Origin of the sequence: Falsiruegeria mediterranea M17, assembly GCF_900302455.1 — a bacterium.
GTDB classification, from domain to species: Bacteria; Pseudomonadota; Alphaproteobacteria; order Rhodobacterales; family Rhodobacteraceae; genus Falsiruegeria; species Falsiruegeria mediterranea.
Genome location: NZ_ONZG01000016.1, coordinates 1 through 23407, shown reverse-complemented (window position 1 = coordinate 23407; position 23407 = coordinate 1). Strand labels below are relative to the sequence as shown.

At 60.0% G+C, this 23407-nt stretch carries 22 protein-coding genes and 1 pseudogene; 16 read left to right on the top strand and 7 right to left on the bottom strand.

Going from position 1 to position 23407, the window contains the following annotated elements; all coding sequences use genetic code 11:
* Nucleotides 1-86: 86 nt before the first annotated feature.
* Nucleotides 87-314, top strand: coding sequence for a hexameric tyrosine-coordinated heme protein (locus tag TRM7615_RS22995; protein WP_108792266.1), 228 nt, complete (start codon nucleotides 87-89; stop codon nucleotides 312-314).
* 55 nt (nucleotides 315-369) lie between these two features.
* Here TRM7615_RS22995 and TRM7615_RS22990 read toward each other — a convergent pair whose 3' ends face one another.
* Together TRM7615_RS22990 and TRM7615_RS22985 are read right to left on the bottom strand one after the other, a co-directional pair.
* Nucleotides 370-2040 (bottom strand): flotillin family protein, encoded by a 1671-nt coding sequence (locus TRM7615_RS22990; protein WP_108792174.1) that lies wholly within the window; start codon nucleotides 2038-2040, stop codon nucleotides 370-372.
* A gap of 63 nt (nucleotides 2041-2103) precedes the next feature.
* Nucleotides 2104-2811 carry an OB-fold-containig protein gene (locus TRM7615_RS22985; RefSeq protein WP_108792264.1) on the bottom strand — a complete coding sequence of 236 codons (708 nt, stop codon included), beginning with the start codon at nucleotides 2809-2811 and terminating at the stop codon, nucleotides 2104-2106.
* 235 nt (nucleotides 2812-3046) lie between these two features.
* Between TRM7615_RS22985 and metG the strand changes: the two genes are divergently transcribed.
* Nucleotides 3047-4762: a methionine--tRNA ligase gene (gene metG, locus TRM7615_RS22980; protein WP_108792172.1), complete on the top strand. Its 1716-nt coding sequence runs from the start codon at nucleotides 3047-3049 to the stop codon at nucleotides 4760-4762.
* 75 nt (nucleotides 4763-4837) lie between these two features.
* Here metG and TRM7615_RS22975 read toward each other — a convergent pair whose 3' ends face one another.
* The 4 genes from TRM7615_RS22975 to TRM7615_RS22960 form a co-directional block, all read right to left on the bottom strand.
* A complete protein-coding gene (locus TRM7615_RS22975; protein ID WP_108792170.1) occupies nucleotides 4838-5062 on the bottom strand; it encodes a lipoprotein in 225 nt (74 codons plus the stop codon).
* A gap of 148 nt (nucleotides 5063-5210) precedes the next feature.
* Entirely contained in the window at nucleotides 5211-6533 is a 1323-nt protein-coding gene (locus TRM7615_RS22970) for an aspartate aminotransferase family protein (protein ID WP_108792168.1), read from the bottom strand.
* Nucleotides 6530-7288, bottom strand: coding sequence for a beta-keto acid cleavage family enzyme (locus TRM7615_RS22965; RefSeq protein WP_108792166.1), 759 nt, complete (start codon nucleotides 7286-7288; stop codon nucleotides 6530-6532). Before TRM7615_RS22965 ends, TRM7615_RS22970 begins: the two co-directional genes overlap by 4 nt.
* A gap of 84 nt (nucleotides 7289-7372) precedes the next feature.
* On the bottom strand, nucleotides 7373-8341 hold the full coding sequence (locus TRM7615_RS22960; protein WP_165821502.1) for a GlxA family transcriptional regulator: 969 nt from the start codon (nucleotides 8339-8341) through the stop codon (nucleotides 7373-7375).
* A gap of 204 nt (nucleotides 8342-8545) precedes the next feature.
* On the opposite strand from TRM7615_RS22960, the gene TRM7615_RS22955 reads away from it, so the two are divergent.
* From TRM7615_RS22955 to TRM7615_RS22935, 5 genes are all read left to right on the top strand, one after another.
* Nucleotides 8546-9769, top strand: coding sequence for an efflux RND transporter periplasmic adaptor subunit (locus TRM7615_RS22955; RefSeq protein WP_235824190.1), 1224 nt, complete (start codon nucleotides 8546-8548; stop codon nucleotides 9767-9769).
* A 3-nt stretch (nucleotides 9770-9772) separates the two neighbouring features.
* The gene (locus TRM7615_RS22950; RefSeq protein ID WP_108792160.1) at nucleotides 9773-12925 is read left to right on the top strand and encodes an efflux RND transporter permease subunit; all 3153 of its coding nucleotides are present in this window, start codon (nucleotides 9773-9775) and stop codon (nucleotides 12923-12925) included.
* A gap of 91 nt (nucleotides 12926-13016) precedes the next feature.
* Complete coding sequence (locus tag TRM7615_RS22945; RefSeq protein ID WP_235824189.1) at nucleotides 13017-13496, top strand: GNAT family N-acetyltransferase; 480 nt, start codon at nucleotides 13017-13019, stop codon at nucleotides 13494-13496.
* Nucleotides 13497-13557: 61 nt separating this feature from the next.
* On the top strand, nucleotides 13558-13815 hold the full coding sequence (locus TRM7615_RS22940) for a metal-sensing transcriptional repressor (RefSeq protein WP_108792158.1): 258 nt from the start codon (nucleotides 13558-13560) through the stop codon (nucleotides 13813-13815).
* Nucleotides 13816-13818: 3 nt separating this feature from the next.
* Nucleotides 13819-15144, top strand: coding sequence for an MFS transporter (locus TRM7615_RS22935; RefSeq protein WP_108792156.1), 1326 nt, complete (start codon nucleotides 13819-13821; stop codon nucleotides 15142-15144).
* Between the two features lie 141 nt (nucleotides 15145-15285).
* Here TRM7615_RS22935 and TRM7615_RS22930 read toward each other — a convergent pair whose 3' ends face one another.
* A complete protein-coding gene (locus tag TRM7615_RS22930; RefSeq protein WP_108792154.1) occupies nucleotides 15286-16308 on the bottom strand; it encodes a LacI family DNA-binding transcriptional regulator in 1023 nt (340 codons plus the stop codon).
* A 136-nt stretch (nucleotides 16309-16444) separates the two neighbouring features.
* Here TRM7615_RS22930 and TRM7615_RS22925 point away from each other — a divergent pair, with 136 nt between their 5' ends.
* From TRM7615_RS22925 to TRM7615_RS26185, 9 genes and pseudogenes are all read left to right on the top strand, one after another.
* A complete protein-coding gene (locus tag TRM7615_RS22925) occupies nucleotides 16445-16633 on the top strand; it encodes a hypothetical protein (RefSeq protein ID WP_108792152.1) in 189 nt (62 codons plus the stop codon).
* A 23-nt stretch (nucleotides 16634-16656) separates the two neighbouring features.
* Nucleotides 16657-17802, top strand: a complete 1146-nt coding sequence (locus TRM7615_RS22920) for a TRAP transporter substrate-binding protein (protein WP_108792150.1) — start codon at nucleotides 16657-16659, stop codon at nucleotides 17800-17802.
* Between the two features lie 113 nt (nucleotides 17803-17915).
* The gene (locus TRM7615_RS22915) at nucleotides 17916-18428 is read left to right on the top strand and encodes a TRAP transporter small permease (protein WP_108792148.1); all 513 of its coding nucleotides are present in this window, start codon (nucleotides 17916-17918) and stop codon (nucleotides 18426-18428) included.
* 11 nt (nucleotides 18429-18439) lie between these two features.
* On the top strand, nucleotides 18440-19768 hold the full coding sequence (locus TRM7615_RS22910) for a TRAP transporter large permease (RefSeq protein ID WP_108792146.1): 1329 nt from the start codon (nucleotides 18440-18442) through the stop codon (nucleotides 19766-19768).
* A 12-nt stretch (nucleotides 19769-19780) separates the two neighbouring features.
* Nucleotides 19781-21088, top strand: a complete 1308-nt coding sequence (gene hisD / locus TRM7615_RS22905; RefSeq protein WP_108792144.1) for a histidinol dehydrogenase — start codon at nucleotides 19781-19783, stop codon at nucleotides 21086-21088.
* Nucleotides 21081-21842: an SDR family NAD(P)-dependent oxidoreductase gene (locus TRM7615_RS22900; protein ID WP_108792142.1), complete on the top strand. Its 762-nt coding sequence runs from the start codon at nucleotides 21081-21083 to the stop codon at nucleotides 21840-21842. The genes hisD and TRM7615_RS22900 overlap by 8 nt, the downstream gene beginning before the upstream one ends.
* Nucleotides 21839-22819 carry an alcohol dehydrogenase catalytic domain-containing protein gene (locus tag TRM7615_RS22895; protein WP_108792140.1) on the top strand — a complete coding sequence of 327 codons (981 nt, stop codon included), beginning with the start codon at nucleotides 21839-21841 and terminating at the stop codon, nucleotides 22817-22819. The genes TRM7615_RS22900 and TRM7615_RS22895 overlap by 4 nt, the downstream gene beginning before the upstream one ends.
* A gap of 21 nt (nucleotides 22820-22840) precedes the next feature.
* Entirely contained in the window at nucleotides 22841-23251 is a 411-nt protein-coding gene (locus TRM7615_RS22890; RefSeq protein WP_108792138.1) for a universal stress protein, read from the top strand.
* A 32-nt stretch (nucleotides 23252-23283) separates the two neighbouring features.
* Nucleotides 23284-23407, top strand: a pseudogene (locus TRM7615_RS26185) (sulfopyruvate decarboxylase subunit alpha); the annotation flags it as partial.

Here is a 23407-nt window from a genome sequence, read left to right as displayed (position 1 = left end):
GTCGTGCGCGATACAACTTGACACCAAGGACAACCTAGTCAACCCTGAGATTATATCGCGCACGATACAAAATGAAGGAAAACCAGATGTCTTGGCTACCCACATTGCAAACCGCCACCCCGGAAGAGGGGTATGAGTTGGCAATCAAGCTGTCCCGCATGGCAGTGAAAAAAACCCAACCCGATGACGAGGCCCGCGCGCGTATGCGCCCCGAATATGCCAACGATGCCGACAGCCTGATCGCCTCATCTCATGTGGTCGCGGTCAATTTTCATACAGTGTCCCAAGCAAACGATCATTGGCGCGATCGATAGTTCAGCCAAAATAAAAGGGCCGGTCTGATCCGGCCCTCTTTCGCTCGTTGCATGTTCAGTGCGTCGTCGATTCGACGTCTTCAGCTTCGATGTCCGGGGTAACGTCCTCGGTTACCAGCCCCAGCACACCGTTGGCCACGCCGCTCACACCGTGTTCCATAGACAGGCCCAGTTCCTCGCCCAGTTTCTTGAGCGCGGGCATCTGAACGGCCATGCCCATGATCGAATCAAGCGCCTGGTTCACCACCGGCTTGTCACCGCCTGAGCCACCGTTGCCACTGGGCATTCCAATGCCACCCACTTGGTGGATCTTGATCGAGTCGATCTTTTCGGCCGGTTTGACCATTTCGGCAACGATCCCCGGCATCGCCTCGATCCGCGCCATGTCGATCTTCATCTCGATCAGCTCGGGCGAAAGCACATTCTCGGCCTCGACAATTGCGCGCTTACCTTCTGCTTCGGCCAACATATCGTTCTTCTTGGCTTCGGCCCGGATGTTGAGCGCATCGGCCTCGGCCTGCGCCTCTTCGCGGCGCGCCTCGGCACGGTCAGCGGCGGCTTCTTTTTCGGCCTGGGCGGACAGGCGGATCGCAGTTGCCTGACGCTCGGCTTCACGCGTGGCTTCGATCAGCACGATCTGCTTCTGACGCTCGGCCTCGGCCACTTCGCGCGCGGTTGCCACGGCTTCGGTTGCCTTCGTCGCCTCGGCCCGGGCCAGGTCGGCCGACGCACGGGCGCGGCTTTCCTCTTCGGACTTCTGCGCGATGATGATCTGGCGCTCTTGCTCGGCCACTTCTAGTTCGCGCTCCTTGGAAATCTCGGCATCGCGGATCTTGCGCTCGCGTTCGATCTCGGCGGCGCGAATGGCCTCTTCTCGTGCGATCCGCGCACGCTCTGTTTCGCGTACCGAATCTTCCATCCTCGCAGCAATCTCAGCCTCTTGCGCGGCTTTCATGGTTTCGACCTGCTGCGCCTGTTCGATGCGGGCCTGCTCTTCGTCCTGCTCGATCAGCATCCGCTGACGCGCAGCCTCCATCGCAGCACGGCGCACTTCGACCTCGGCATCCGCATCAATCTGCGCGCGCTCTTTTTTCGAGGTCGCAATAACCTCGGCCAATTTACGCATACCAACGGCATTAAAGGCGTTGTTTTCATCCAGGGCCTCAAACGGCGTCTGGTCCAGCGCGGTCAGCGAGACGGATTCCAGCGACAGGCCGTTTTTCAGCAGATCCTCGGACACGGCATTCTGCACCTCTTGCACAAAGTCAGCGCGGTTTTCATGCAGGCCGTCCATGGTCATCTGGGCGGCCACGGCGCGCAGACCGTCGATCAGTTTGCCTTCGATCATCTCGCGCAGTTGCTCGACATCGAATGTCCGGCTGCCCAAGGTTTGGGCCGCGCGTGCGATCCCCTCTTCTGAGGCCATGACCGAGACGTAGAACTCAACGCCAACGTCTACACGCATCCGGTCTTGTGTGATCAGCGCAGCCTCGCCGTTACGCTGCACCTCAAGGCGCAGGGTTTTCATGTTTACGGGGCTCACCTCATGCAGCAGCGGCACTACAATGGTACCCCCGTCCATGATCACGCGTTTGCCACCTGCCCCGGTTTTCACCAGACTGATCTCGCGGGTGGATCGGCGATACAATCGGCCCAGAACAAGGCCAATCAAAAGCAAAACAACAATGACCGAGGCGACAACAACCGCCAGGAACTGAAATTCCATGCTAAATCCTCCACTTTGGAATTTTTTGATAGTGTTCGACCCGGTTGGGTCAGGCCTGTGCCGTCACTCGGACAGGCCGATCAGAACAAATGCACCGCTTCGACGGTTGCGCAGCACCAGCACCTCGGTGCCTTGGGCCAGCGTCTCGCCGTCCTGCAAGGGTTCGGCCCGCAGGTGGTGAAAGTTGCCATAACGATCCGCAACGCGCACCTCGGCTGGTCGACCGCGTGCGGCCGTGCCTTGGGTGATGATCCCACGACGGCGCGCCAACATGCGCTCGGACACGGCCTCGGTCTCGGTCTTGGGCAGCAGGCGGGCAAAGATGCCGCCAAAGCCACGCGCAAACCATAGACCAAAGGCACCGGCAGGGATCGCAGCCCAGATTGCGGGCAAGTCCGCCCCGATCAGATTGCGCAAGGCAATCTGCAGACCCATACCACTCAGGCCAAAGCCCATGAGCAGCACGGCCAACCAGATCATGAACGGCATCCGACCCAAACCCAGCCAGCTGGCCGGACCCGGAGTGCTCATCTCAGGAGCAACGTCAGGTTCTACTTCGGCGATTTCAAACGCGTCCGCATCCACGTCGATATCCAAGTCCAGATCACCGATTTCGGGCGCAATATCGACATCCATGTCGAGTTCCCCGTCACCGGCCATCAAGCTTCCACCCATGAGCAGCGCCACCAGTTCCAGCCCCAGCAAACCGACAAGCAATGCCAGCGCCACGGTGAACGGTACAAAAGCCGCATCAAGCAGAAAATCGAACATCAAAACCCCGTCGGTATACATTTGTATGCAATCAAGATGGGAAACCCTCCACAACTTTTCAAGACATCACAACCACACAAAACAACCAAGAGTAATGAAAACCTGACACCAAACCGCTTTTTCACGCCAGTTTCACAGGCGGGCAGCGCAGGGAAAGCCGCCCGACCCAAAGGCCGCCCTTTTGCTGGCCCGCGACATGGGATAGACGGGCCACAGACATCAGACGGATACGAATATGGCACGGATTCTCATCACCTCGGCGATTCCCTACATCAACGGGATCAAGCACCTCGGCAATCTGATCGGCTCGCAGCTGCCTGCAGACCTGTATGCGCGGTACAACCGCGGCCGTGGCAACGAGGTCATGTTTCTGTGTGCCACCGATGAACACGGCACCCCGGCCGAACTGGCAGCCGCCAAGGCAGGCAAACCGGTGGCGGAATATTGCGCCGAGATGCACGGGGTGCAGTCGGACATCGCCGACCGCTTTGGGCTGAGCTTTGACCACTTTGGCCGCTCGTCCAGCCCGCAGAACCACAAGTTGACCCAGCATTTTGCAGGCAAGCTGGCCGAGGCCGGGTTGATCCGCGAAGTCAGCGAAAAACAGGTTTATTCCAACGCCGATGGCCGGTTCCTGCCGGATCGCTATATCGAAGGCACCTGCCCCAACTGTGGTTATGAAAAAGCACGCGGCGATCAGTGCGAAAACTGCACCAAGCAACTCGACCCCACTGACCTGATTGATCCGCGCTCGGCCATCTCGGGCTCGACCGATCTGGAGGTTCGCGAAACCAAGCACCTGTACCTGTGCCAATCGCAGCTCAAGGATCAGTTGGACGCCTGGATCGACAGCAAGGCGGATTGGCCGGTGCTGACCACGTCCATCGCCAAGAAGTGGCTGCATGATGGTGACGGGTTGCAGGATCGCGGCATCACTCGCGATCTGGACTGGGGTGTTCCGGTCAAGAAAGGCGACGAAGATTGGCCCGGCATGGAGGGCAAAGTGTTCTACGTCTGGTTCGACGCCCCCATCGAATACATCGCCTGCGCCGGTGAATGGGCCGAGGCGACCAGCAGGTCGGACGCGGACTGGGAACGCTGGTGGCGCACCGACAAAGGCGCGGAAGACGTGAAGTACGTCCAGTTCATGGGCAAGGACAACGTGCCCTTCCACACGCTGAGCTTCCCTGCCACCATTCTGGGTTCGGGCGAGCCATGGAAGATGGTCGATCACCTGAAATCCTTCAACTACCTGAACTATGACGGCGGCCAGTTCTCGACCAGCCAGGGGCGCGGCGTGTTCATGGATCAGGCGCTGGATATCCTGCCCGCGGATTACTGGCGCTGGTGGCTCTTGAGCCATGCACCCGAAAACTCAGACAGCGAATTCACCTGGGAGAACTTCCAGACCTCGGTGAACAAGGATCTGGCCGATGTGCTTGGCAACTTTGTCAGCCGCATCACCAAGTTCTGCCGTTCAAAATTCTCCGAAGCGGTGCCGGATGGTGCTTATGGCGAGGCGGAAAAGGCGTTGATTGCTGACCTGACCACCCGGGTGCGCGCATATGAGCAGCACATGGAAGCGATGGAGGTTCGCAAGTCGGCGCAAGAGTTGCGCGCGATCTGGGTCGCAGGCAACGAATACCTGCAGAACACCGCGCCATGGACCGCGTTCAAGACTGATCCTGAAAAGGCCGCTGGTCAGGTGCGCATGGGTCTGAACCTGATCCGGTTCTACGCAGTGCTGAGCGCGCCCTTCATCCCGACCGCATCAGCCAAGATGCTAAGTGCAATGAACACGCTGGATACCAGCTGGCCCGACGATGTCGACGCGGCGCTGAACGCCCTGCCCGCCGGGCATGAGTTCACCGTGCCAGAGGTGCTTTTTGCCAAGATCACCGACGAGCAGCGCGAAGACTGGCAAGAGCGGTTTTCGGGCACCCGCGACTGATTATGTGCTCAGCTGAGCATGACAAAGCGCCCGCAGTCCTTTCGACAGCGGGCGCTTTTGCGTTGATCCTTTGTCTTAGTCGACGATCGGCTGAGACAGTACAAAATTCTGCTGTTGTGTCTGCGCCGTCGTGCCGCCTTCGGCATCGCGAACCGCATGGCCGATTTCCGAGCAAGCGTCATAGTTGCCGCTGACACACGCCGATTTCTGCGACTGCACGCCAGCGGGAATGCTGCGGATCGGGCTGGCACACGCGGCCACAAGCGCCGGAATCAGCGCGATGAAAATGATCTTCTTCATTAGACCTTCCCCCAAAAATTTTGCCGCTATTCTGCGCCAATTTTTTGAAAAGGCCAAAAGATTCCTTTGGGAGCCGACCGGTAGCGGTTCATTTCAGTGCGGCATTGTCCCCATTTCAAGAACAATGCCGCAAACAATGAAAGACTGTTCAGGACAAGGCTATGTTTATCGCGGTGGCTAATCGGTCCGCAATCAACTGCGGGTCCTCGTCCGACATAATAAAGGGCGGTGCCAGCAGCACATGATCGCCCACGCGCCCATCCCGCGTGCCCGGCATCGGATAACAAATCAGCCCCTCAGCCACCGCCGTCTTCTTGATCTTGCCCGCCAGACCCCGGCCCGGATCAAAGGGAGCCTTGGTCTCGCGGTCCTCGACCAGTTCCACACCCCAGAACAGACCCCGCCCCCGGATGTCGCCCACATGCGCGTACTGGCCCAACGTGCTGTGCAGGGCTGTCTCGACAAGGCTGCCCAATTCCCGAACGCGCGGCAACATCGCCGGGTCCAGCAGTTGCTTGACCACGGCCAAACCCGCAGCAGTTGCGGTGGGATGCCCGATGTAAGTATGCCCGTGTTGAAAGAACCCTGAACCCTTTGCGATCGCGTCATAAATCGCACTTGAGCAAAGCATCGCGCCCACCGGTTGATACCCTGCCCCCAACCCCTTTGCGATGGTGATGATGTCGGGGCGCACCCTTTCGCCATCGCAGGCAAACAGATGCCCCGTTCGACCCATTCCGCACATCACCTCGTCCAGGATCAGCAGCACGCCGTATTGGTCGCAAACCTCACGGATGCGCGCATAATAGCCTTCGACGGCTGGCACGGCGCCCAGGGTCGCTCCGACAACCGGTTCGGCGACAAAGGCCATCACCGTTTCAGGGCCAAGGTGCTGGATTTCCTCTTCCAGCTCATTGGCCACCCGCTGGCCATAGTCGGCAAGGCTCTCCTCTGCGCCGCGCTCGGCATATTCATAGCAGGGCGCGATGTGGCTCACCCCGATCAGCAGCGGGTCGAACTGTTGCCGCCGCCAGGCGTTGCCGCCTGCGGCCAGCGCGCCCAGGGTGTTGCCGTGATAGCTCTGACGCCGGGCAATCAGGTTGCGGCGTTCGGGTTGACCGATTTCCAGGTAATACTGCCGCGCCAGCTTGATCGCGGCCTCAACTGCCTCGGACCCCCCAGACACGAAATAGACCCGGTCAATGCCATTGGGCGCGTTGGCCACCAAAAGATCGGCCAGTTGTTCGGCGGGATCGGAGGTAAAGAACCCTGTGTGTGCAAAAGCCAACGCGTCGATCTGCGCTTTGATCGCCTCGCGCACGGGCGCGTTCGAATGGCCCAGACAGGACACTGCCGCCCCACCAGAGGCATCAAAATAGCGTTTGCCATTGCTGTCGATCAGATAACAGCCATCGCCAGCCACAGCTGTGGGCAGGCTTGCGTGGCAATGACGAGGGAAAACATGGCTCATGCGGCGTTCCTTTCAAAACGGGCTTTCAACGAGGATACAGCATCGGCGTTGCTGCGCCAAAGCGTACCATCAGGGGCGGTCAGATTGTTTTCGAACCCGACCCGCAAGATATCAGCGCCCTTTTCGGCGGCGGCCAGCAGGCAGGCTTCCTCGTGCGGGCCAAAGGCGCAGACAGCAAAGCGCAATCCGTCAAGCAAAGGCAGCAAGGGCGTCAAATCGTTAGGCGTTCCCGCACGCGGTGGGGCATATGCGCCCAGTACGCAGATGACCTCATCCTGAACCGGGCGGACGATCCCACGCTGCCGCCAGTCTTGCAGCAACTTCAGATCCGAGGCGTCATAGGCGATGTGCTGTACACGCGTACCTTGATCTGCGCACAAGGCATAGAGACGCTCGGCCAACTCCGGTGCACGGTTGATCTCGCGCAGCGAAATGCTGGCCCATTCGGGGCGAACTCCTTCGACGCAATCAAACTGCTCTTGCGGCGTGTACATCCCAGCGGCTTCGGTAGTGATTTGCAGCGTAAGCCCGGGAACCCCAGCCTTCAAAGCAGCCAGAGCTTCTCGGTATCGCCCGACGTCCAGGGAATGGCGACTGTCACAGTCACGCACGTGCAGATGCAGCGCATCCGCCCCCGCACGATGGCACGCCCGTGCGGTTTCAATGGTGTCATACAGGTCTATGGGCAGTGAGGGATGGTCGGCCGTGCCGCGGCGCGCACCGTTGGGGGCAACCATGATCAAGGGGGCATTCATGACATAAGGTCCTTGTCCGTTTGCCCTCAGGTAACCCGCGCCGCCACTTGCCACCTTCGAGTTTTCGACATGGAACCGCTCGCCTCACGACATGGCGGCCCCGCTTTCGCGGCGATCATCCGAGGGCAGAACACCAAATATTTTCTGATAGTTGCGCGCAAATGTTGCCGGGGAATAGCCATAGTCCATGGCGATCTCGGTCAGGCTGCGACGCGCGGACAAGACATCCAGACGCGCGTCCTCCAGCCTCAATTCGGTGTAAACACGCGACGGGGTGCGGTTGAACTCTTGCACAAACAACCGTTCCAGTTGTCGTTGCGAGATGCCTTGGGAGTCTGCGACTTGGGCGATTGACAGCGGCGTGAACAAGTTGGCCCGCATCACGCCCAGCGCGGCATAGACCGGCCCGTTGGCGGTTTCGAACCGCATATCGGACACACGCCGTTGCGAGGTTCGACCGTCTCGCACCGCATCGATCACCAGCCGGGCAGCAATATCGTCGGCCACCTGTGCCCCCAGATCGCGCGCGATGACCCAGAGCATCATGTCCGTGGCCGCCCCGCCGCCCGCGCATGTGGCGACCCGCCCGTCGCTGGCAAATAGTGCGGCGCTGACCTGAACCTGATCATGGGTTTGACGCAGATACTGCACATCCTCCCAATGAGCGGCGACGCGGCGTCCATCCAACAACCCCGCCTGCGCCAGCCGCACCACGCCTGACGAAATACCCCACACCGGATGCCCGCGCCGCGCCCAATCCCGCAGACGCGCAACAAAGCCGGGGGCCTTGGCCTGATTGGCATGGGCCCCTGACACAGCAACGACGACCGCGCGCGGCGGCACCGCCTCAATTCGGGCATCCGGGATCAATTGCAGGCCATTCGATGCGGCCACCGGCCTGTCGCTCAAGGCCACCACACTATAGTTGTATCCGGCATCCGGCCGGAGCTTGCGGACAAGGCGCAGAACCTCGACGGCCGAGGAAAACGCTTGCATGGTAAACCCGTCGTCCAGGAAAAAGACAAAATTCCGCATCTTCTGGAACTCTGACATGATGCCCTCGCACTGCGTGTTCACAACCCTTGCAACCGGGTCCAGCGTACTGGGAGAACCCGGGCCTGCAAACGGAAAAAACATTTTTGGATCAATAGAGAGCCCGCCGGAGGTATGGAAAACGTCGGGTTGAGAAATTCGTCGATTGCGGCCATCCTGTAAACAAATAATCGCCGACTCGCAGCGATTGTCGGAGCATGTCCGATGAGCGCGGTTGTTCGTGCACATCACATATTCCGAGAGGCTTTGCGCATGGTCGCCATATCCGAATACTTCCGCTCACCCACAGGCCAGGCGTTGCGGCCGACCCTTTTTGGCTTTGCCGCAGCCATCGGTCTGGTGACCGCGCCCGCCTATGCCCAGGACGAGGCAGCCGCCCCCGCCCCCAAGGTCAGCGTGGCCGCCGCGTACACCCAGGATATCACGGATGAGGCCGCCTTTATCGGTCGAGGCGAAGCCATCGACAAAGTGTCCATTGTGGCCCGTGTCGGCGGATTTCTGCAAAGCAAGCAGGTCGAAGACGGCAGTTCGGTTGATCAGGGCGATCTGCTGTTCGAGATCGAGCCGGACCTGTACCAAGCCACGCTCGAAGCGCGCAATGCCGATCTGGATCGCGCCGAAGCGCAGTTGGAACTGGCCAAGCTGGAGCTGGCCCGGAAAGAGGAACTGCTCCGGCGTGACGCGGTTCCCGTGTCTGAGCGCGACATCGCACGCGCCAACGAGTTGGTTGCCGAAGCAGACGTCAAGGCAGCTCAGGCAGCAATCCAACAAGCCGATTTGGACCTGAGCTATACCGAGATCCACGCCCCATTTGCGGGTCGCATTGGCAGGACCGAGATTTCGATTGGCGATATCGTGGGACCATCGAACCCGCCGCTGGTCACCATCGTGCGCGAAAGCCCGATCTACGTGACCTTTTCACTGAACGAAAAGCAGTTGATCACGGTGCTCGAACAGCTGGACCAGACAACAGCGTCGCTTGCCGAGAGTGGTCAGAGCCCCGAAGTGTTCCTGGAACTGCCCAATGGCACTCCGTTGGATGAAGCAGGTAAAATCATCTTTGTCGACAACCGCATCGATCCACTGACCGGCTCGATCACACTGCGCGCGCAGTTCGAGAACGCAGCCCGCCTGATCGTCGACGGCGCGTTCCTACATGTGCGCATCCAGGCGTTGGAGCCGACGCCGCGCGTTCTGGTGCCCCAAGCGGCCCTGCAGCGCGATCAGCGCGGCGACTTTGTGCTGGTGGTGAACTCTCAGCAGATGGCCGAACAGCGCTACATCACCACCGGCGAAGTGGTCGACACCGCCATCATCGTTCTGGACGGGTTGCAAGCAGGTGAAAGCGTGATTGTAGAAGGGTTGCAGCGCGTGCGTCCGGGCGTGGCCGTGGACGCGGTGACGGCCTCTGAAAGCATCGGAGACTGATCGATGTTCTCAGCCATTTTCATCCGCCGTCCCAAGACGGCCCTCGTGATTTCGCTGGTACTGACCATCTTGGGCGGCATCGGCTATTTCGCCCTTCCGGTGGCCCAATTCCCGGACATCACGCCGCCGGTTGTTGGCGTGACCGCCAACTATACCGGCGCCAACGCCGAAACCGTCGAAAACGCGGTTGCCGCCCCGATCGAGGCGCAGGTCAACGGTGTGGACGACATGATCTACATGACGTCCACCTCGGCCGACAACGGGTCCTACTCGCTCAACGTCACGTTTGAGGTGGGCACAGATCCCGACATCGCATCGGTGAACGTGCAAAACCGCGTGGCGCAGGCGATGGCCTCGCTCCCGTCCGAGGTGACATCATCGGGCGTGGTGACGCAAAAGTCGTCGACAAACATGCTTATGGTGATCACGCTGACTTCGCCCGGCGGCACCTATGATGACGTGTTCCTGTCGAACTATGCCTCGATTAACCTCAAGGACGCGCTGGCGCGGGTTGCAGGGGTTGGTAAGGCGGACGTGCTGACCGACCTGAGCTATGCCATGCGGGTCTGGATGGACCCCGATCAGATGGCGGGACTGAAGATCACACCCGGCGATGTCATTAACGCCATCCGTGAACAAAACACCGAAGTTTCGGCAGGCGCCATCGGCTCGCCCCCGGTGCCCAACGATCAGACCTTTCAGTACACGATCAAGACCAAGGGCCGCCTGACCACCGCTAAAGAGTTCGAAGACATCGTCGTTCGGACCGGTGATGCCGGTTCAGTGGTGCGGATCAGAGACATCGCCAAGGTTGAACTGGGCGCGCAGTTCTACTCCGCCTCGGGTTTTTATGAAGGTCAGCCAGCGACCGTATTGGGTATCTATCAGGCACCCGGCGCCAACGCGCTGGCCGTATCCGATCGTGTCACAGCCGAGCTGGAGCGCCTGTCGCGCACCTTCCCGGATGATGTGCAGTATGAGATCCCTTTCAACTCCACCGACTTTGTCGAACAATCGCTGAATGACGTGGTCTCGACCCTGATGCTGACATTTGCGTTGGTGATCTCGGTGGTGTTCATCTTCCTGGGGTCGTTCCGGGCCACCCTAATCCCCGCCGTGGCAATCCCCGTATCGCTAATCGGTACATTTGCCTTTTTGCTGGCCTTTGGCATGTCGCTGAACACCATCTCGCTTTTTGCGTTGGTGCTGGCCATCGGCATCGTTGTGGATGACGCGATTGTTGTGGTGGAAAACGTCGAACGCATCATCGCCGAAGAAGGTTTGGAGCCTGCCGAGGCGACGCGCAAGGCGATGGGACAGATCACTGGCCCAGTCATTGCGACGACCCTGGTTCTGTTGGCTGTGTTTGTGCCTGTAACCTTCATGCCGGGCATCACCGGGCGGCTCTATTCGCAGTTTGCCGTAACCATCTCGACCGCTGTTGTGATCTCGTCGATCAACGCGCTGACACTTTCGCCTGCCATGTGTGCTCTAGTGCTCAAGGCCCGTTCAGGCCCCCCCACGGGACTGCTGGCGATGTTCGAGGGCTTTATCGGCGGGATGCGTACCGGCTATGTCGGCATCGTGCGTCGCCTGCTGCGGGTGCCGCTGATTGGTCTCGCGATCATCGCGGCCTTTGGCGTCGGCACCGGTGTACTGTTCTCGAGCACCTCCAAGGGGTTCATCCCGCTCGAGGACAACGGCTATCTTTTTGTCGACGTCCAATTGCCTGATGCGGCGACCCTGGGCCGGACCGAAGAGGTCACCGCCCGCGTCAACGAGCAGTTGCGCGAGATCCCGGGCGTGGCCAACACGGTTCTGGTGAATGGCTTCTCGTTGCTCAACGGGCTGATCACCAATGGTGCGATGATCATCGTCAACCTCGAGAATTGGGACGAACGTCAGACGGATGAGCTGAGCGCCAATGGCATCCTGGAACAGGTGCTTGGCGTGGCTTATGGCGAGGCTGCAGCGTCAATCGTGGCCTTCAACCCGCCCCCCATTCAGGGCCTTGGCATGTCCGCCGGGGTCGAGATGGAGGTGCAACAAACCGCAGGTGGCTCAGCCCAGGATCTGGCCGCAGCTGTGGGGTCATTTGTATATGCCGCCAACCAGAGCGATGAGATCGCGCAGGCCTATACCACTTTCCGCGCCAACGTTCCGCAACTCTTTGTGGATCTGGACCGCGAAAAGGCCAAGACGCTGCAGGTGTCCGTTGCCGAGGTGTTCCAGACCATGCAGGCGCATCTGGGGTCGTATTATGTCAACGACTTCAACCTGTTTGGCCGGGTCTACCGCGTGATGATCCAAGCAGACGGCTCGTACCGGAACAAGGTGGATGACATCGGCAACCTTTATGTGCGCTCCACCAAAGGCGAGATGGTGCCGCTCGGCACGCTGATCGATGTGGAAAACGTGCTGGGGCCGGTTCTGCTCAAACGGCACAACCTGTTCCGCTCGGCCACGGTGACAGCCGTCCCGGCCGCTGGTCTGTCGACAGGTGATGCGATCCGGGTGATGACCGAAACCTCTCAAACCGCGCTGCCCCCGGGCTATGCCTATGAATGGACAGGAACGGCGCAGCAGCAGCTGGATTCGGCTGGCCTTGTGCAGGTGATCCTGATGCTGGCAGTCCTGTTCGGATATCTGTTCCTTGTGGCGCAATACGAAAGCTGGACAATGCCGGTGTCGATCCTGCTGTCGGTAATTGTGGCCCTGTTCGGGGCTGTGGCCGCTGTGGCGGTGGTGGGCAGTGACATCAACCTCTACACCCAGATCGGAATGATCATGCTGATTGGGATGGCGGCCAAGAACGGCATTCTGATTGTCGAGTTCGCAATGGAGCAACGGGCCGCAGGGTTGAGTATCCGCGAGGCCGCAGCCGAGGCCGCGCACCAGCGTTTCCGCGCGGTGATGATGACGGCCCTGTCCTTCCTGCTGGGTGTTGTGCCGCTGCTTGCAGCCAGTGGCGCGGGCGCGGCCAGCCAGAAAGCCATCGGTGTGGCCGTCTTTGGCGGCATGCTGGCGGCAACGGTCGTGGGTGTCGTTGTGGTCCCGGTGCTCTATGCGGTGATGCAGGGCGCGCGGGAATGGGTCAAAGGCTCCAAGGGGAGCGACCCAGAACCACCCAACGATGCCGCCACACCGGCCGAGTAAATGACCGAACAACCCCGCCCCAACCGGCGGGGTTGTTTGTTTGCGGGGTATGCCTTTGTACAAGCTCAGCCCGCTGAAATGGATCAGACCCATGACCGGCGAAATGGACGATGCTACGCGACTGGCCCCAGATGATCCAAGGGTGCCAATGGTGTTGGACCTGATCCAACGCAGCTTTGCCTATATGGAGGGGCGCATTGATCCGCCCTCGTCTGTTCAACGGCGCACCCCTGCCGCAATCGCCAAACAGTGCGAGGTGGGAGAGGTCTGGGTGATCGGGACGCCACCAAAGGCCTGTGTCTTTCTCAGCCCAAAGGCGGATTGCCTGTATCTAGGCAAGCTTGCGGTGGATACGGACATGCAACGACAAGGGCTGGCGCGCAGACTGGTCAAGCTTGCCACTGACAGAGCGCATACTTTGGGATTGCCCACGCTGGAACTGAAGACCCGGATCGAGCTGACCGAGAACCACGAGACATTTGAGAGACTGGGGTTTTCAGTGATCTCCCAAGGTTGTCACGAAGGCTATGACCGCCCGACAAACCTGATCATGCGGCGCCCAGTGCCCTAGCCGGAATTGATCACGGTTCCGCACGATTGACACATCCCCCCCAGGGGGATACCTTCCCTGCATGGACAAATCACATCTCCACAGCTCGCATCCCAAGATTTCGGCCCGGCTCAAACGCGCGCGCGGGCACCTCGACAGCGTCATTGCGATGATCGAAGAAGGGCGCCCCTGCACCGACATCGCCCAGCAGCTGCATGCGGTGGAAAAGGCGATAACCAACGCCAAGCGCGCCCTGATCCACGATCACATCGACCACTGCCTGGATGAAGGCAGCGCCGAGAGCACAGCCGATTTCAAAGAAATCACACGGTATCTGTAACCCATGCTCAGCGTTCTGAAACACCGCAGCTATCGCCACATGTTTCTGGCCCAAGTGGTCGCCCTGATGGGTACGGGTCTTGCCACCGTGGCGCTTGGGCTCTTGGCCTTCGATCTGGCCGGGGATCAGGCCGGATTGGTTCTGGGCACCGCGCTAACGATCAAGATGGTCGCCTATGTGACCCTGGCCCCAATCGCCGCTGCCTTTGCCGAGCAGATCAACAGGCGCACGATGCTGGTCCTGCTGGACGTCGTGCGGGCCGGCGTCGCGATCTGCCTGCCCTTCGTGACCGAGATCTGGCAGATCTATGCTCTGATCTTTCTGATGCAGGCGGCGTCGGCCGGGTTTTCACCAACATTTCAGGCAACGATCCCCGACCTGCTCCCCGATGAAGAGGAATACACCAACGCCCTGTCGCTGTCGCGGTTGGCTTATGACCTGGAAAGCCTGCTCAGCCCAATGCTGGCAGCAGTCCTGTTGACCCTGGTGGCGTTTGACACGTTGTTTGTCGGCACATCCGTGGGGTTTGTGGGCTCGGCGCTGCTGATCGTCACCATCGCCCTGCCCTCGCCCCAGCCAAGCAATCGGCGTGGGATCTGGGACCGGACCACGCGCGGTTTGCGGATTTATCTGGCCACCCCGCGCCTGCGCGGGCTGTTGGCCCTCTGCATGACCCTGTCCCTGGTCGCCGCCATGGTGCTGGTCAACACGGTCGTGGTGATCCGCGGCAATCTGAGCTTGGGCGAAACGGCCGTAGCCTTTGTCCTGGGCAGCTTCGGAGCAGGTTCCATGGTGACCGCCCTGTTGTTGCCCCGCGTGTTGCGGACCATACCGGACCGCCCTGTGATGGTTTTCGGGGCAGCACTGATGTCGGTCGTAGCCCTGGTCCTGGCCGCCTGGTCGTATCTGTTGGGCCTGACCCTGCCCGCCGTGTTGTTGGCTTGGTTCGTGATCGGCCTGGGATATTCTGCTGTTCTGACCCCATCGGGTCGCTTGCTGCGACGGTCGTCTCAGCCCGAGGATCGCCCTGCGCTCTTTGCTGCGCAGTTCACGCTCAGCCACGCCTGCTGGCTGATCTCCTACCCGCTGTCCGGTTGGCTGATGTCCGCGTTTGGGGCAACGCCAACCTTGGTTGTCTTGGGGGTCGGCGGGGCTGCGTCCCTGATGATTGCACTTGTGCTCTGGCCTAGCCGTGATCCGGACATCATCGCCCACAGCCACCCGGACCTGCCGCCCGACCACCCTCACCTGCAGGGCGGGCACAGCCATCCTTATGTGATCGACGACCTGCACCGGCATTGGCCCGGCCATCACCGGACCCTGCGGTAGGCACGAAATAGACCCGACATGATCGCCAGCGTTCTGCGGTGCCGCGCCGCGCGTCAGCGCGGCGCCCGGCCCAACGGGAGGAGGTGTTTCGCAAGAAACATCGACGACGGGCGGGAGCCCACCGAGCATCGGTTCGGCACCTCAGTTCTTGGGCGCGACCAGGGAATGGCGTGAGACAATGTGCGTGCTTATACAGGTCGATTGACCCGCAGAGCGTCCCTCGACCATGTCGATCAGCTCGGATGCGGCTTTGCGGCCCATTTCGCGATGGGGCACGTGTACAGTAGTCAGCGACGGCGAAATGATCTCCGCCAATTCGATGTCGTCGAACCCGGTTATTGCGACCTCACCCGGCACCGAAATCCCCAGACTCTGCGCCTCACGCAGTGCGCCCACCGCCAGCACATCGTTGCCGCACATCACAGCAGTAGGGCGTGGATTTCGCTGCATCATCTCGGCAAAGGCCCGGGCGCCATTGTCGATGCCATAGGGTGTTTCAATCAGCGTCATCGTCTCTGCGCCATGGCCCGCTTTGGCCAGCGCATCACGAACACCCTCGACTCGGCTGAGCGCGCGATCGTTGCCTTCGGTCACGCCCGAGATCAACCCAATGTGCCGATGACCGGCCGCCAATACGCGGCGGGCCAGATCGCACATGGCCCCCCGATTGTCGAACCCGACCGACGGTTGCCTGGCCTCGGGCATGTAGGACCAGGCAACCAAAGCAGGCACCTGATGCTGTTCAAGATAGTCGTAAATCTCGTGCTTGCGCTCATGTCCGATGAGCAAAAGGCCGTCAACCCCGCGTGCAACCAAGGTCCGGATCTGGTCCTTTTCGATCTCGGGACGATAGGCCGAGCTGGCCACCAGCAGGGAATACCCTTTTTCGCGCAGCTGATCCTGAAACGCCTGAAGTCCGCGCGCAAAGATGGCATTATCCATGGTCGGGATGATCGCACCGATGCTGTAACTGCGATTGGCCGCCATGATCCGGGCCGCGATGTTGGGCGTGTAACCCAGCTTGTCGACGGCCTTGAGCACCCGCTTGCGGGTTTCATCAACGACCCGCGCCGGAGAATTCAGACACCGCGACACGGTGGCCGTGGAGACCCCTGCCTCTTTCGCGACATCGTTAAGTGTTGGTGCGGTACGGCTTTTTCCCATTGTGCCATCTGCTCTATCAGTTTTGTCGTGTGTAGCACAAATACGGTAAAATGCCATTCCTTCATGTAAGCGCTTGCATTTTCTATGTAAGCGCTTACAACGTTATTCAGAACCGATTCATTCCGGGGAGGGTTTGATGTTTCTGGCTGCTTCAATCGCCATATTTGTCTGCTTTTTCGCAAATGTTGCCCTGGGGGCTTTTGCAAACAGGGCGTTCCTTGGCGACGTTGGGGAAATGCTGGTTCTGTTTGCGGCGGCGATCCTGTTCGTCGTCGCAATTCTGAAACAAGAAGCTGACGCATCTGAGAAGAAGAACGGCAGCTGACACATTCAAAGGGAGGAGACACCATGACAATCAAGAAGGACGGATTGAAATCCGCAGAGCGTCGCAATTTTCTGAAACTCAGCGCCAGCGGCGGCTTTACTGCGGCCCTGGTGGCAGGGGCTGGTGGGGTTCTTTGGTCATCCGAAGCGGCTGCGCAAACCGCGAAAGAAGAAAAAGAGCGCGAGGCCGCGGCCGAGCACATCATGACCGTGGCCACGGCCTATGTTCTGGGCGCATCGCGCAGCTATCCGATCATGCAGCTGGACCTTAAGGAAAACATCCAGAATGCCACCAACGGCAAGGTCTACGTCAAGCTGGCCCCGGGCGGGCAGTTGGGCGCGGGCGGCGCACTTGTGCAAAAGGTTCAGGGCGGCACCATCCAGGCGGCACAGCATTCGCTGTCGAACTTTGCGCCGTTTGCCTCGACCGTTGACCTGATCAACATGCCTTATCTTTGTGGCTCTAACCAGCGTTTCACTAATCTGGTCACGTCCGGGTTCTGGAAATCCGAAGTGGAACCCAAGGTCGAAGCAAACGGCTTCAAGGCGCTGTTTTACGTCAACATCGACCCCCGCGTCGTCGCGGTCCGCAAAGGTGGCAACAAGGTGATGAGCCCCGGCGACATGTCCGGCGTCAAATTCCGCGTCCCGGGCTCAAAGATGCTGCAGCAATACTATCGCATGGTCGGTGCCAACCCGACCCCCGTCGCGTGGGGTGAGACACCGTCGGCAATCAAACAGGGCGTGGCCGATGCGCTCGATCCGTCCGTCGGCGCGCTTTATGTCTTTGGTTTCAAGGATATCCTGAGCCATGTGACCTTTACCCAAGCCGTGCCGGACAGTCAGGTCTATTCTTGTAACCTGGAATGGTTCAACTCGCTGCCGTCGGACGTGCAAGAGGGTGTGATGTGGGGTTCGGAAATGACCGGGCACCAGAACCTGTCCAAGGTCCCATCTGCGCGCGCTTTTGCGATGTCAGAACTGACCAAAGCAGGCGTGCAATTCCACTCGCTCAGCGACGATCAGCTTGGCGAATGGAAAGAGGCCGGTGGTTATCAGCGGTCCGAATGGGACGACTTCAAGAAAGAACTGGCAGGGTCGATGGACAACTTTGCCAAGATGGAAGAGGCCGCCGGCACACAAGGCAAGTACTTCGTGCACGACGCCTGACGCCAAATCTTGCAGGCACCCGCCCCGGTGCCTGCCCTACCCCTTTCACGACATGACTTGTGACTGCCGCCGCATGGCGGATCTCAAGACATGTCGAATGCCAAGGATTTACAATGAGTATCCTGCGATCAATCGATCAAAACGCAGAGCGCTGGCTGCTTCTGACGTTTTACGTGATGTTGGTGGCCACGATGGCGATCGAGGTCATCCGACGCGAGCTTTTTGCCTATTCCTCGATCTGGGGTGAAGAGATCGTGCGCTATTCCTTCATCTACCTCGCCTGGATCGGAGCGGCAGCAGCGGTCAAAGATCGCGCGCACATCCGCATCGACGTGATCCTGCATTACTTCGGGCCGCGGATGAAGGCAGTGTTCTACATCTTTGGCGATCTCGTGATGCTCTTGGTGGCCTTGGTCGCCCTCTATTGGTCGTATGAGACGGTGCATGTCTCGGCCAAATTCGGCTCGGTGAGCCACGGCCTGCGCATCTCGATGGTGTGGTTCCTAATGGCCGTCCCGCTTGGCTTTGGCCTGATGACCTGGCGTCTGCTGCAGTCTTTGTGGCGCGATATCAATGACTTTCGAACCGGTCGCCCCGTGTTCGAAGGCGAAAAAATGTTTGATTGAGGGGACGCGACATGCTTTGGCAACAAGTCAATCAAACCGTTGAACTTGGCTGGGATTTCTATCTGCCCGTTCTCATGTTCGTGGGTCTCATCGCCATGGCCGTGCCTGTCTGGGCCGCCATCGGTGCCGCTGCGATCACCATGCTTATCATGTCAGGTGACTTGCCGCTAAGCGCAGTTGGCGAGAGCCTGTTCACCGGCATCGACGCCTTTGCCCTGACCGCCGTTCCGCTCTTTATCCTGACTGGCGACGTGCTGGTGCGTACCGGTCTCAGTCGCAAGTTTCTGGACGTGGCCGAGGCGCTGACCTGCTGGACCAAGGGCGGCTTTGGCTCGGCTACGGTTCTGGTTTGCGGCATGTTCGCGGCCATCTCTGGCTCGGACGCAGCGGGTGCTGCAGCGGTTGGTCGGATGACCATCAACCGCTTGGTCGAAAGCGGCTATCCCCGCCCCTATGCCTGCGCGCTGGTCGCGGCGGGTGCCTGTACTGGCATCCTGATCCCGCCCTCGATCGCCTATATCATCATTGGCCTTGTCTTGGGCATTTCCGCTTCGACGCTTTTCCTCGCCGCCCTCATACCTGGCTTGGCTATTCTGATTTCGATCCTGGTCACCAACATCATCATGAACCGCCTCTACAGCTATGAAAGCGGCGGCAACATGAGCATGGGTGAATGGTCCGCCAACCTGGTCAAATCACTGAAATCCGGTTGGTACGCCTTCATCGTTCCCGGCATCATCTTCTATGGCATCTTCTCGGGTCGTCTGACCCCGACCGAGGCAGGCGCGACCGCCGTGGTCGTCACCATCATCATGGGCTTCATTTTGAAGACCCTGAAGTTGTCGGACTTTCCGGCCATGCTGGTGAGCTCGGCCAAGGTCAATGGTGTCATCCTGCCGATCATCGCCTTCTCAGCCCCCCTGGCCGAAGCTCTGGCGATCATGGGCGTTCCGCAAGGATTTGTCACAGCCGTGACCGGCCTGACCGATGACCCGGCCGTGCTGATCCTGCTGATGATCGGCATCCTGATCGCCGCTGGTTGCGTAATGGAAACAACGCCGAACATCGTGATCCTCGCACCGATCCTGAAGCCGCTGGCGGACAACATAGGCATGAACGAGATTCAGTTCTGCATCATGATGATCACCGCGCTTGGTGTTGGCTTCATCACGCCGCCGCTTGGCCTCAACCTCTTTGTGGTCTCTGGCATCACCGGTGAATCGATCCTCAAGATCGCGGCGCGCGCTGTGCCCTTTGTTCTGACCATGCTGATCGTGGTACTCTTGATCGCATATGTACCTGCGATTTCGACAACCCTTCTCCCTGATATCTACAAATAGGATTTCCCTGCAATGACACGCGAATACCTCAAGCAGGCAACGTTGACCCCTAAATCGAACGCCGCCGAGACCCATCTGATCGTCAAGGAGATCCTCGACGAGATCGAAGCGGGTGGAGATGCGGTTGCGATGAAATACGCCGCCAAATTCGACCAGTACGAGGGCAACGTTCTTTTGACTGCCGAAGAGATCGAGGCCGCCTGTGACCTGGTGCCAGAAAAGCTCAAGGCTGACATCCGCTTTGCCCATGACAATGTCCGCCGCTTTGCCGAGCTGCAAAAAAGCACTGTCAGCGATGTCGAGACCGAGATCGCGCCGGGCTTCGTCACAGGTCAAAAAGCGATCCCCGTGGATGCGGCGGGATGTTATGTGCCAGGCGGACGCTACAGCCACATCGCAAGCGCGATCATGACCGTGACCACCGCCAAGGTGGCAGGCTGCAAGCACATCACCGCCTGCTCGCCCCCCCGCCCTGGCGTTGGTGTGGCCCCGGCTATTGTTTATGCCGCCCACATCTGTGGCGCGGACAAGATCATGGCCATGGGCGGTGTGCAGGGAGTCGCGGCAATGACATTCGGTCTGTTTGGCCTGCCCAAAGCCAACATTCTTGTCGGCCCCGGCAACCAGTTCGTGGCCGAAGCCAAGCGCATCCTTTTTGGTCGTGTCGGCATCGACATGATTGCAGGCCCCACCGACAGCCTGATCCTGGCCGATTCAACGGCGGACGCCCATATCGTCGCCACCGACCTGGTGAGCCAGGCCGAGCATGGCTACAACTCACCCGTCTGGTTGGTCACGGATGACCGTAAGTTGGCCGAAGAGGTGATGGAATTGGTTCCGGGCCTGATTGATGATCTGCCGGATGTGAACCGCGACAACGCCTCGGCCGCTTGGCGCGACTATGCCGAGGTAATCCTGTGTTCCGACCGTGAGGCGATGGCTGCCTGTTCCGATGAGTATGCGCCCGAGCATTTGACCGTACAGGCCGAAGATCTGGATTGGTGGCTGGCCCGATTGACCTGCTATGGCTCGCTGTTCCTTGGCGAAGAAACCACCGTATCCTATGGCGACAAGGCAACCGGTACCAACCACGTGCTGCCCACCTCGCGCGCGGCCAGCTATACCGGCGGTCTCAGCGTACACAAATACATGAAAATCGTCACCTGGCAGCGCGCCACCCGCGAAGGATCGAAAGCCGTGGCCGAGGCCACGGCCCGCATCTCGCGCCTCGAAGGGATGGAGGGGCATGCTCGCGCAGCTGATGTGCGTTTGGCCAAGTATTTCCCGGACGAAACCTTTGATCTGACTGCAAATGGCTGACCCAAGACATCTCTTTGACCTGAGCGGCAAGGTTGCTTCCATCACCGGTGCCAGCTCGGGTCTGGGGCGACAAGCCGCGCGCACTTTGGCCGCGGCCGGAGCCAAGGTCGTGGTTGTGGCGCGGCGTGAAGAGGCGCTGCGCGAGACCTGTGGAGAGATCGGCGACTGCTCGACCTATGTGGTCGCCGATGTTGCGGATCGGGACGCGTTACCGTCGACCTGCGACGCTATTAGTGCGCCTTTTGGGGCACCCGACATCCTGGTCCATGCTGCAGGCGTCAACACGCGGCAGGCAGCGGATGACGTGACAGATGACGGGTGGGACATGACGCTTGCGCTCAATCTGTCTGCGCCCTTCTTCCTAAGCCAGGCTTTTGTGCCCGAAATGAAGGCCAAAGGCTGGGGTCGGATCGTCAATTTCGCCTCGCTGCAAAGCACCCGCGCCTTTCCCGGCGGCATTGCGTACGGGGCCAGCAAGGGCGGCATATCACAGCTGACGCGCGCCATGGCCGAAGCCTGGTCACCACACGGCATCACAGCAAACGCCATCGGACCCGGTTTCTTTCCAACCGAATTGACCCAAGCCGTTTTTGCCGACGATGCCCGCGCCGCTCGCAACGCAGCGCAAACTTGTATCGGACGCAATGGGCTGCTCAGCGACATGGACGGCCCGCTGCTGTTTCTATGCTCTGACGCGTCTGGCTACGTGACGGGGCAAACCTTGATGGTGGATGGAGGATTCACAGCGAAATGAAGGCTCTGATCTATGAAGGCGTTGAAACGCTGGCTTATCGCGACACGACCGGCCCGATCTCAAACGTGGGCGAGCATCTGGTTCGGGTGGCGGCGGTCGGCATCTGCGGTTCGGACATGCATGCCTATTTGGGCCACGACGCCCGCCGCCCCGCCCCGCTGATCCTGGGACACGAGGCGGCCGGGGTGATCGAAGGCGGGCCGCAAAGCGGGCGACGCGTGACAATCAACCCGTTGGTGAATTGCGGGGTCTGCGCGGCCTGCGTTGCAGGACGCGAAAACCTGTGCACCGAGCGGCAGATCATCTCGATGCCGCCGCGCGAGGGGGCCTTTGCGCAGTATGTCTCGATGCCGGAAAGCAACCTGGTGACCGTGCCCGCCAGCGTGCCCCTGAACAAGGCGGCACTGGCAGAGCCCTTGGCGGTGAGTTGGCACGCCGCACGCCTGGCACTTGAGGCCCTGCATCCGTCCATGGAACGACGCGCCATCGTGATTGGCGGCGGCGCCATCGGGCTGGCCGCCGCCTTGGCCTTGCAAGCCATGGGGGTCGAAAGCGTGACCATCGTGGAACCCAATGACAGCCGCCGCGCCTTTCTGCGCGAGCGGTGTGGCCAGACCGCAGAAACCGTCACGCGCCACCCTGCCCCATTGGTGATTGACGCCGTGGGCTATGCCAAAACACGCGAGCTCGCCTCGGCTCTGGCAGAACCCGGAGGTGTGATCGCCCATGTTGGACTGGGAGAGGACACAGGCGGATTGGACGTCCGTAGACTAACCCTGCAGGAGATCACCTTTATCGGCACCTACACCTACACCGCGCAAGATTTCCGTGACACGGCCCAAGCCATTTTTGATGATAAGCTTGGCGATCTGAACTGGATCGAAGAACGCCCGCTGTCGCAGGGAGCACAGGCCTTCCGCGATCTGAGACAAGGGATCGTGGCCGCTCCAAAGATCGTGCTGGACCCCTGGAATTGACCACGAAATAGGAGACCACCGATGTATAATAGTATTCTGGTTCCCATGGCCCTGGACCACGGCCTGTCACCGGACACTTTGCAGGTGGCACAGGCCCTTCTTGCGACGGGCGGTCAGATCACCGCATTGCACGTTCACGAAGCCCCCCAAGGATCCGTAGCCACGTATCTGGACAAGGACGCTGTCCGCGAAGGGTTTGAACGGGCAGTTCAGCTACTCAAGGACAAGACCAATGGCCTGGAGGGTGTGACGCCCGAGATCGTCAAGGGGCACACCTACCGATCGATCATCGACTATTCCATGGCCAACGACATCGATTGCATCGTGATCGGATCGCATCGTCCGGGGTTCAGCGATTACCTGCTGGGCTCGACCGCCGCACGCGTCGTGCGCCATGCGCCATGCGCGGTTCACGTCTATCGAAGAACCTGAAATCCATCCACAAAAGAAAAGGCAAATTGCCAATGACCATAGACAAGAGGATCACGGATGATCTGATCTCGAACGGGATCGAATTCGTGACGACCGTTCCGTGTAAACAACTGGCCGGGGTGATCGACGAGGTCGACAAACGCCCCGAGATCCAGC

Coding starts and splice junctions, on each gene's coding strand:
- TRM7615_RS22995 (WP_108792266.1), top strand. CDS start 87: ATGTCTTGGCTACCCACATTGCAAACCGCCACCCCGGAAGAGGGGTAT.
- TRM7615_RS22990 (WP_108792174.1), bottom strand. CDS start 2,040: ATGGAATTTCAGTTCCTGGCGGTTGTTGTCGCCTCGGTCATTGTTGTT.
- TRM7615_RS22985 (WP_108792264.1), bottom strand. CDS start 2,811: ATGTTCGATTTTCTGCTTGATGCGGCTTTTGTACCGTTCACCGTGGCG.
- metG (WP_108792172.1), top strand. CDS start 3,047: ATGGCACGGATTCTCATCACCTCGGCGATTCCCTACATCAACGGGATC.
- TRM7615_RS22975 (WP_108792170.1), bottom strand. CDS start 5,062: ATGAAGAAGATCATTTTCATCGCGCTGATTCCGGCGCTTGTGGCCGCG.
- TRM7615_RS22970 (WP_108792168.1), bottom strand. CDS start 6,533: ATGAGCCATGTTTTCCCTCGTCATTGCCACGCAAGCCTGCCCACAGCT.
- TRM7615_RS22965 (WP_108792166.1), bottom strand. CDS start 7,288: ATGAATGCCCCCTTGATCATGGTTGCCCCCAACGGTGCGCGCCGCGGC.
- TRM7615_RS22960 (WP_165821502.1), bottom strand. CDS start 8,341: ATGTCAGAGTTCCAGAAGATGCGGAATTTTGTCTTTTTCCTGGACGAC.
- TRM7615_RS22955 (WP_235824190.1), top strand. CDS start 8,546: ATGAGCGCGGTTGTTCGTGCACATCACATATTCCGAGAGGCTTTGCGC.
- TRM7615_RS22950 (WP_108792160.1), top strand. CDS start 9,773: ATGTTCTCAGCCATTTTCATCCGCCGTCCCAAGACGGCCCTCGTGATT.
- TRM7615_RS22945 (WP_235824189.1), top strand. CDS start 13,017: ATGACCGGCGAAATGGACGATGCTACGCGACTGGCCCCAGATGATCCA.
- TRM7615_RS22940 (WP_108792158.1), top strand. CDS start 13,558: ATGGACAAATCACATCTCCACAGCTCGCATCCCAAGATTTCGGCCCGG.
- TRM7615_RS22935 (WP_108792156.1), top strand. CDS start 13,819: ATGCTCAGCGTTCTGAAACACCGCAGCTATCGCCACATGTTTCTGGCC.
- TRM7615_RS22930 (WP_108792154.1), bottom strand. CDS start 16,308: ATGGGAAAAAGCCGTACCGCACCAACACTTAACGATGTCGCGAAAGAG.
- TRM7615_RS22925 (WP_108792152.1), top strand. CDS start 16,445: ATGTTTCTGGCTGCTTCAATCGCCATATTTGTCTGCTTTTTCGCAAAT.
- TRM7615_RS22920 (WP_108792150.1), top strand. CDS start 16,657: ATGACAATCAAGAAGGACGGATTGAAATCCGCAGAGCGTCGCAATTTT.
- TRM7615_RS22915 (WP_108792148.1), top strand. CDS start 17,916: ATGAGTATCCTGCGATCAATCGATCAAAACGCAGAGCGCTGGCTGCTT.
- TRM7615_RS22910 (WP_108792146.1), top strand. CDS start 18,440: ATGCTTTGGCAACAAGTCAATCAAACCGTTGAACTTGGCTGGGATTTC.
- hisD (WP_108792144.1), top strand. CDS start 19,781: ATGACACGCGAATACCTCAAGCAGGCAACGTTGACCCCTAAATCGAAC.
- TRM7615_RS22900 (WP_108792142.1), top strand. CDS start 21,081: ATGGCTGACCCAAGACATCTCTTTGACCTGAGCGGCAAGGTTGCTTCC.
- TRM7615_RS22895 (WP_108792140.1), top strand. CDS start 21,839: ATGAAGGCTCTGATCTATGAAGGCGTTGAAACGCTGGCTTATCGCGAC.
- TRM7615_RS22890 (WP_108792138.1), top strand. CDS start 22,841: ATGTATAATAGTATTCTGGTTCCCATGGCCCTGGACCACGGCCTGTCA.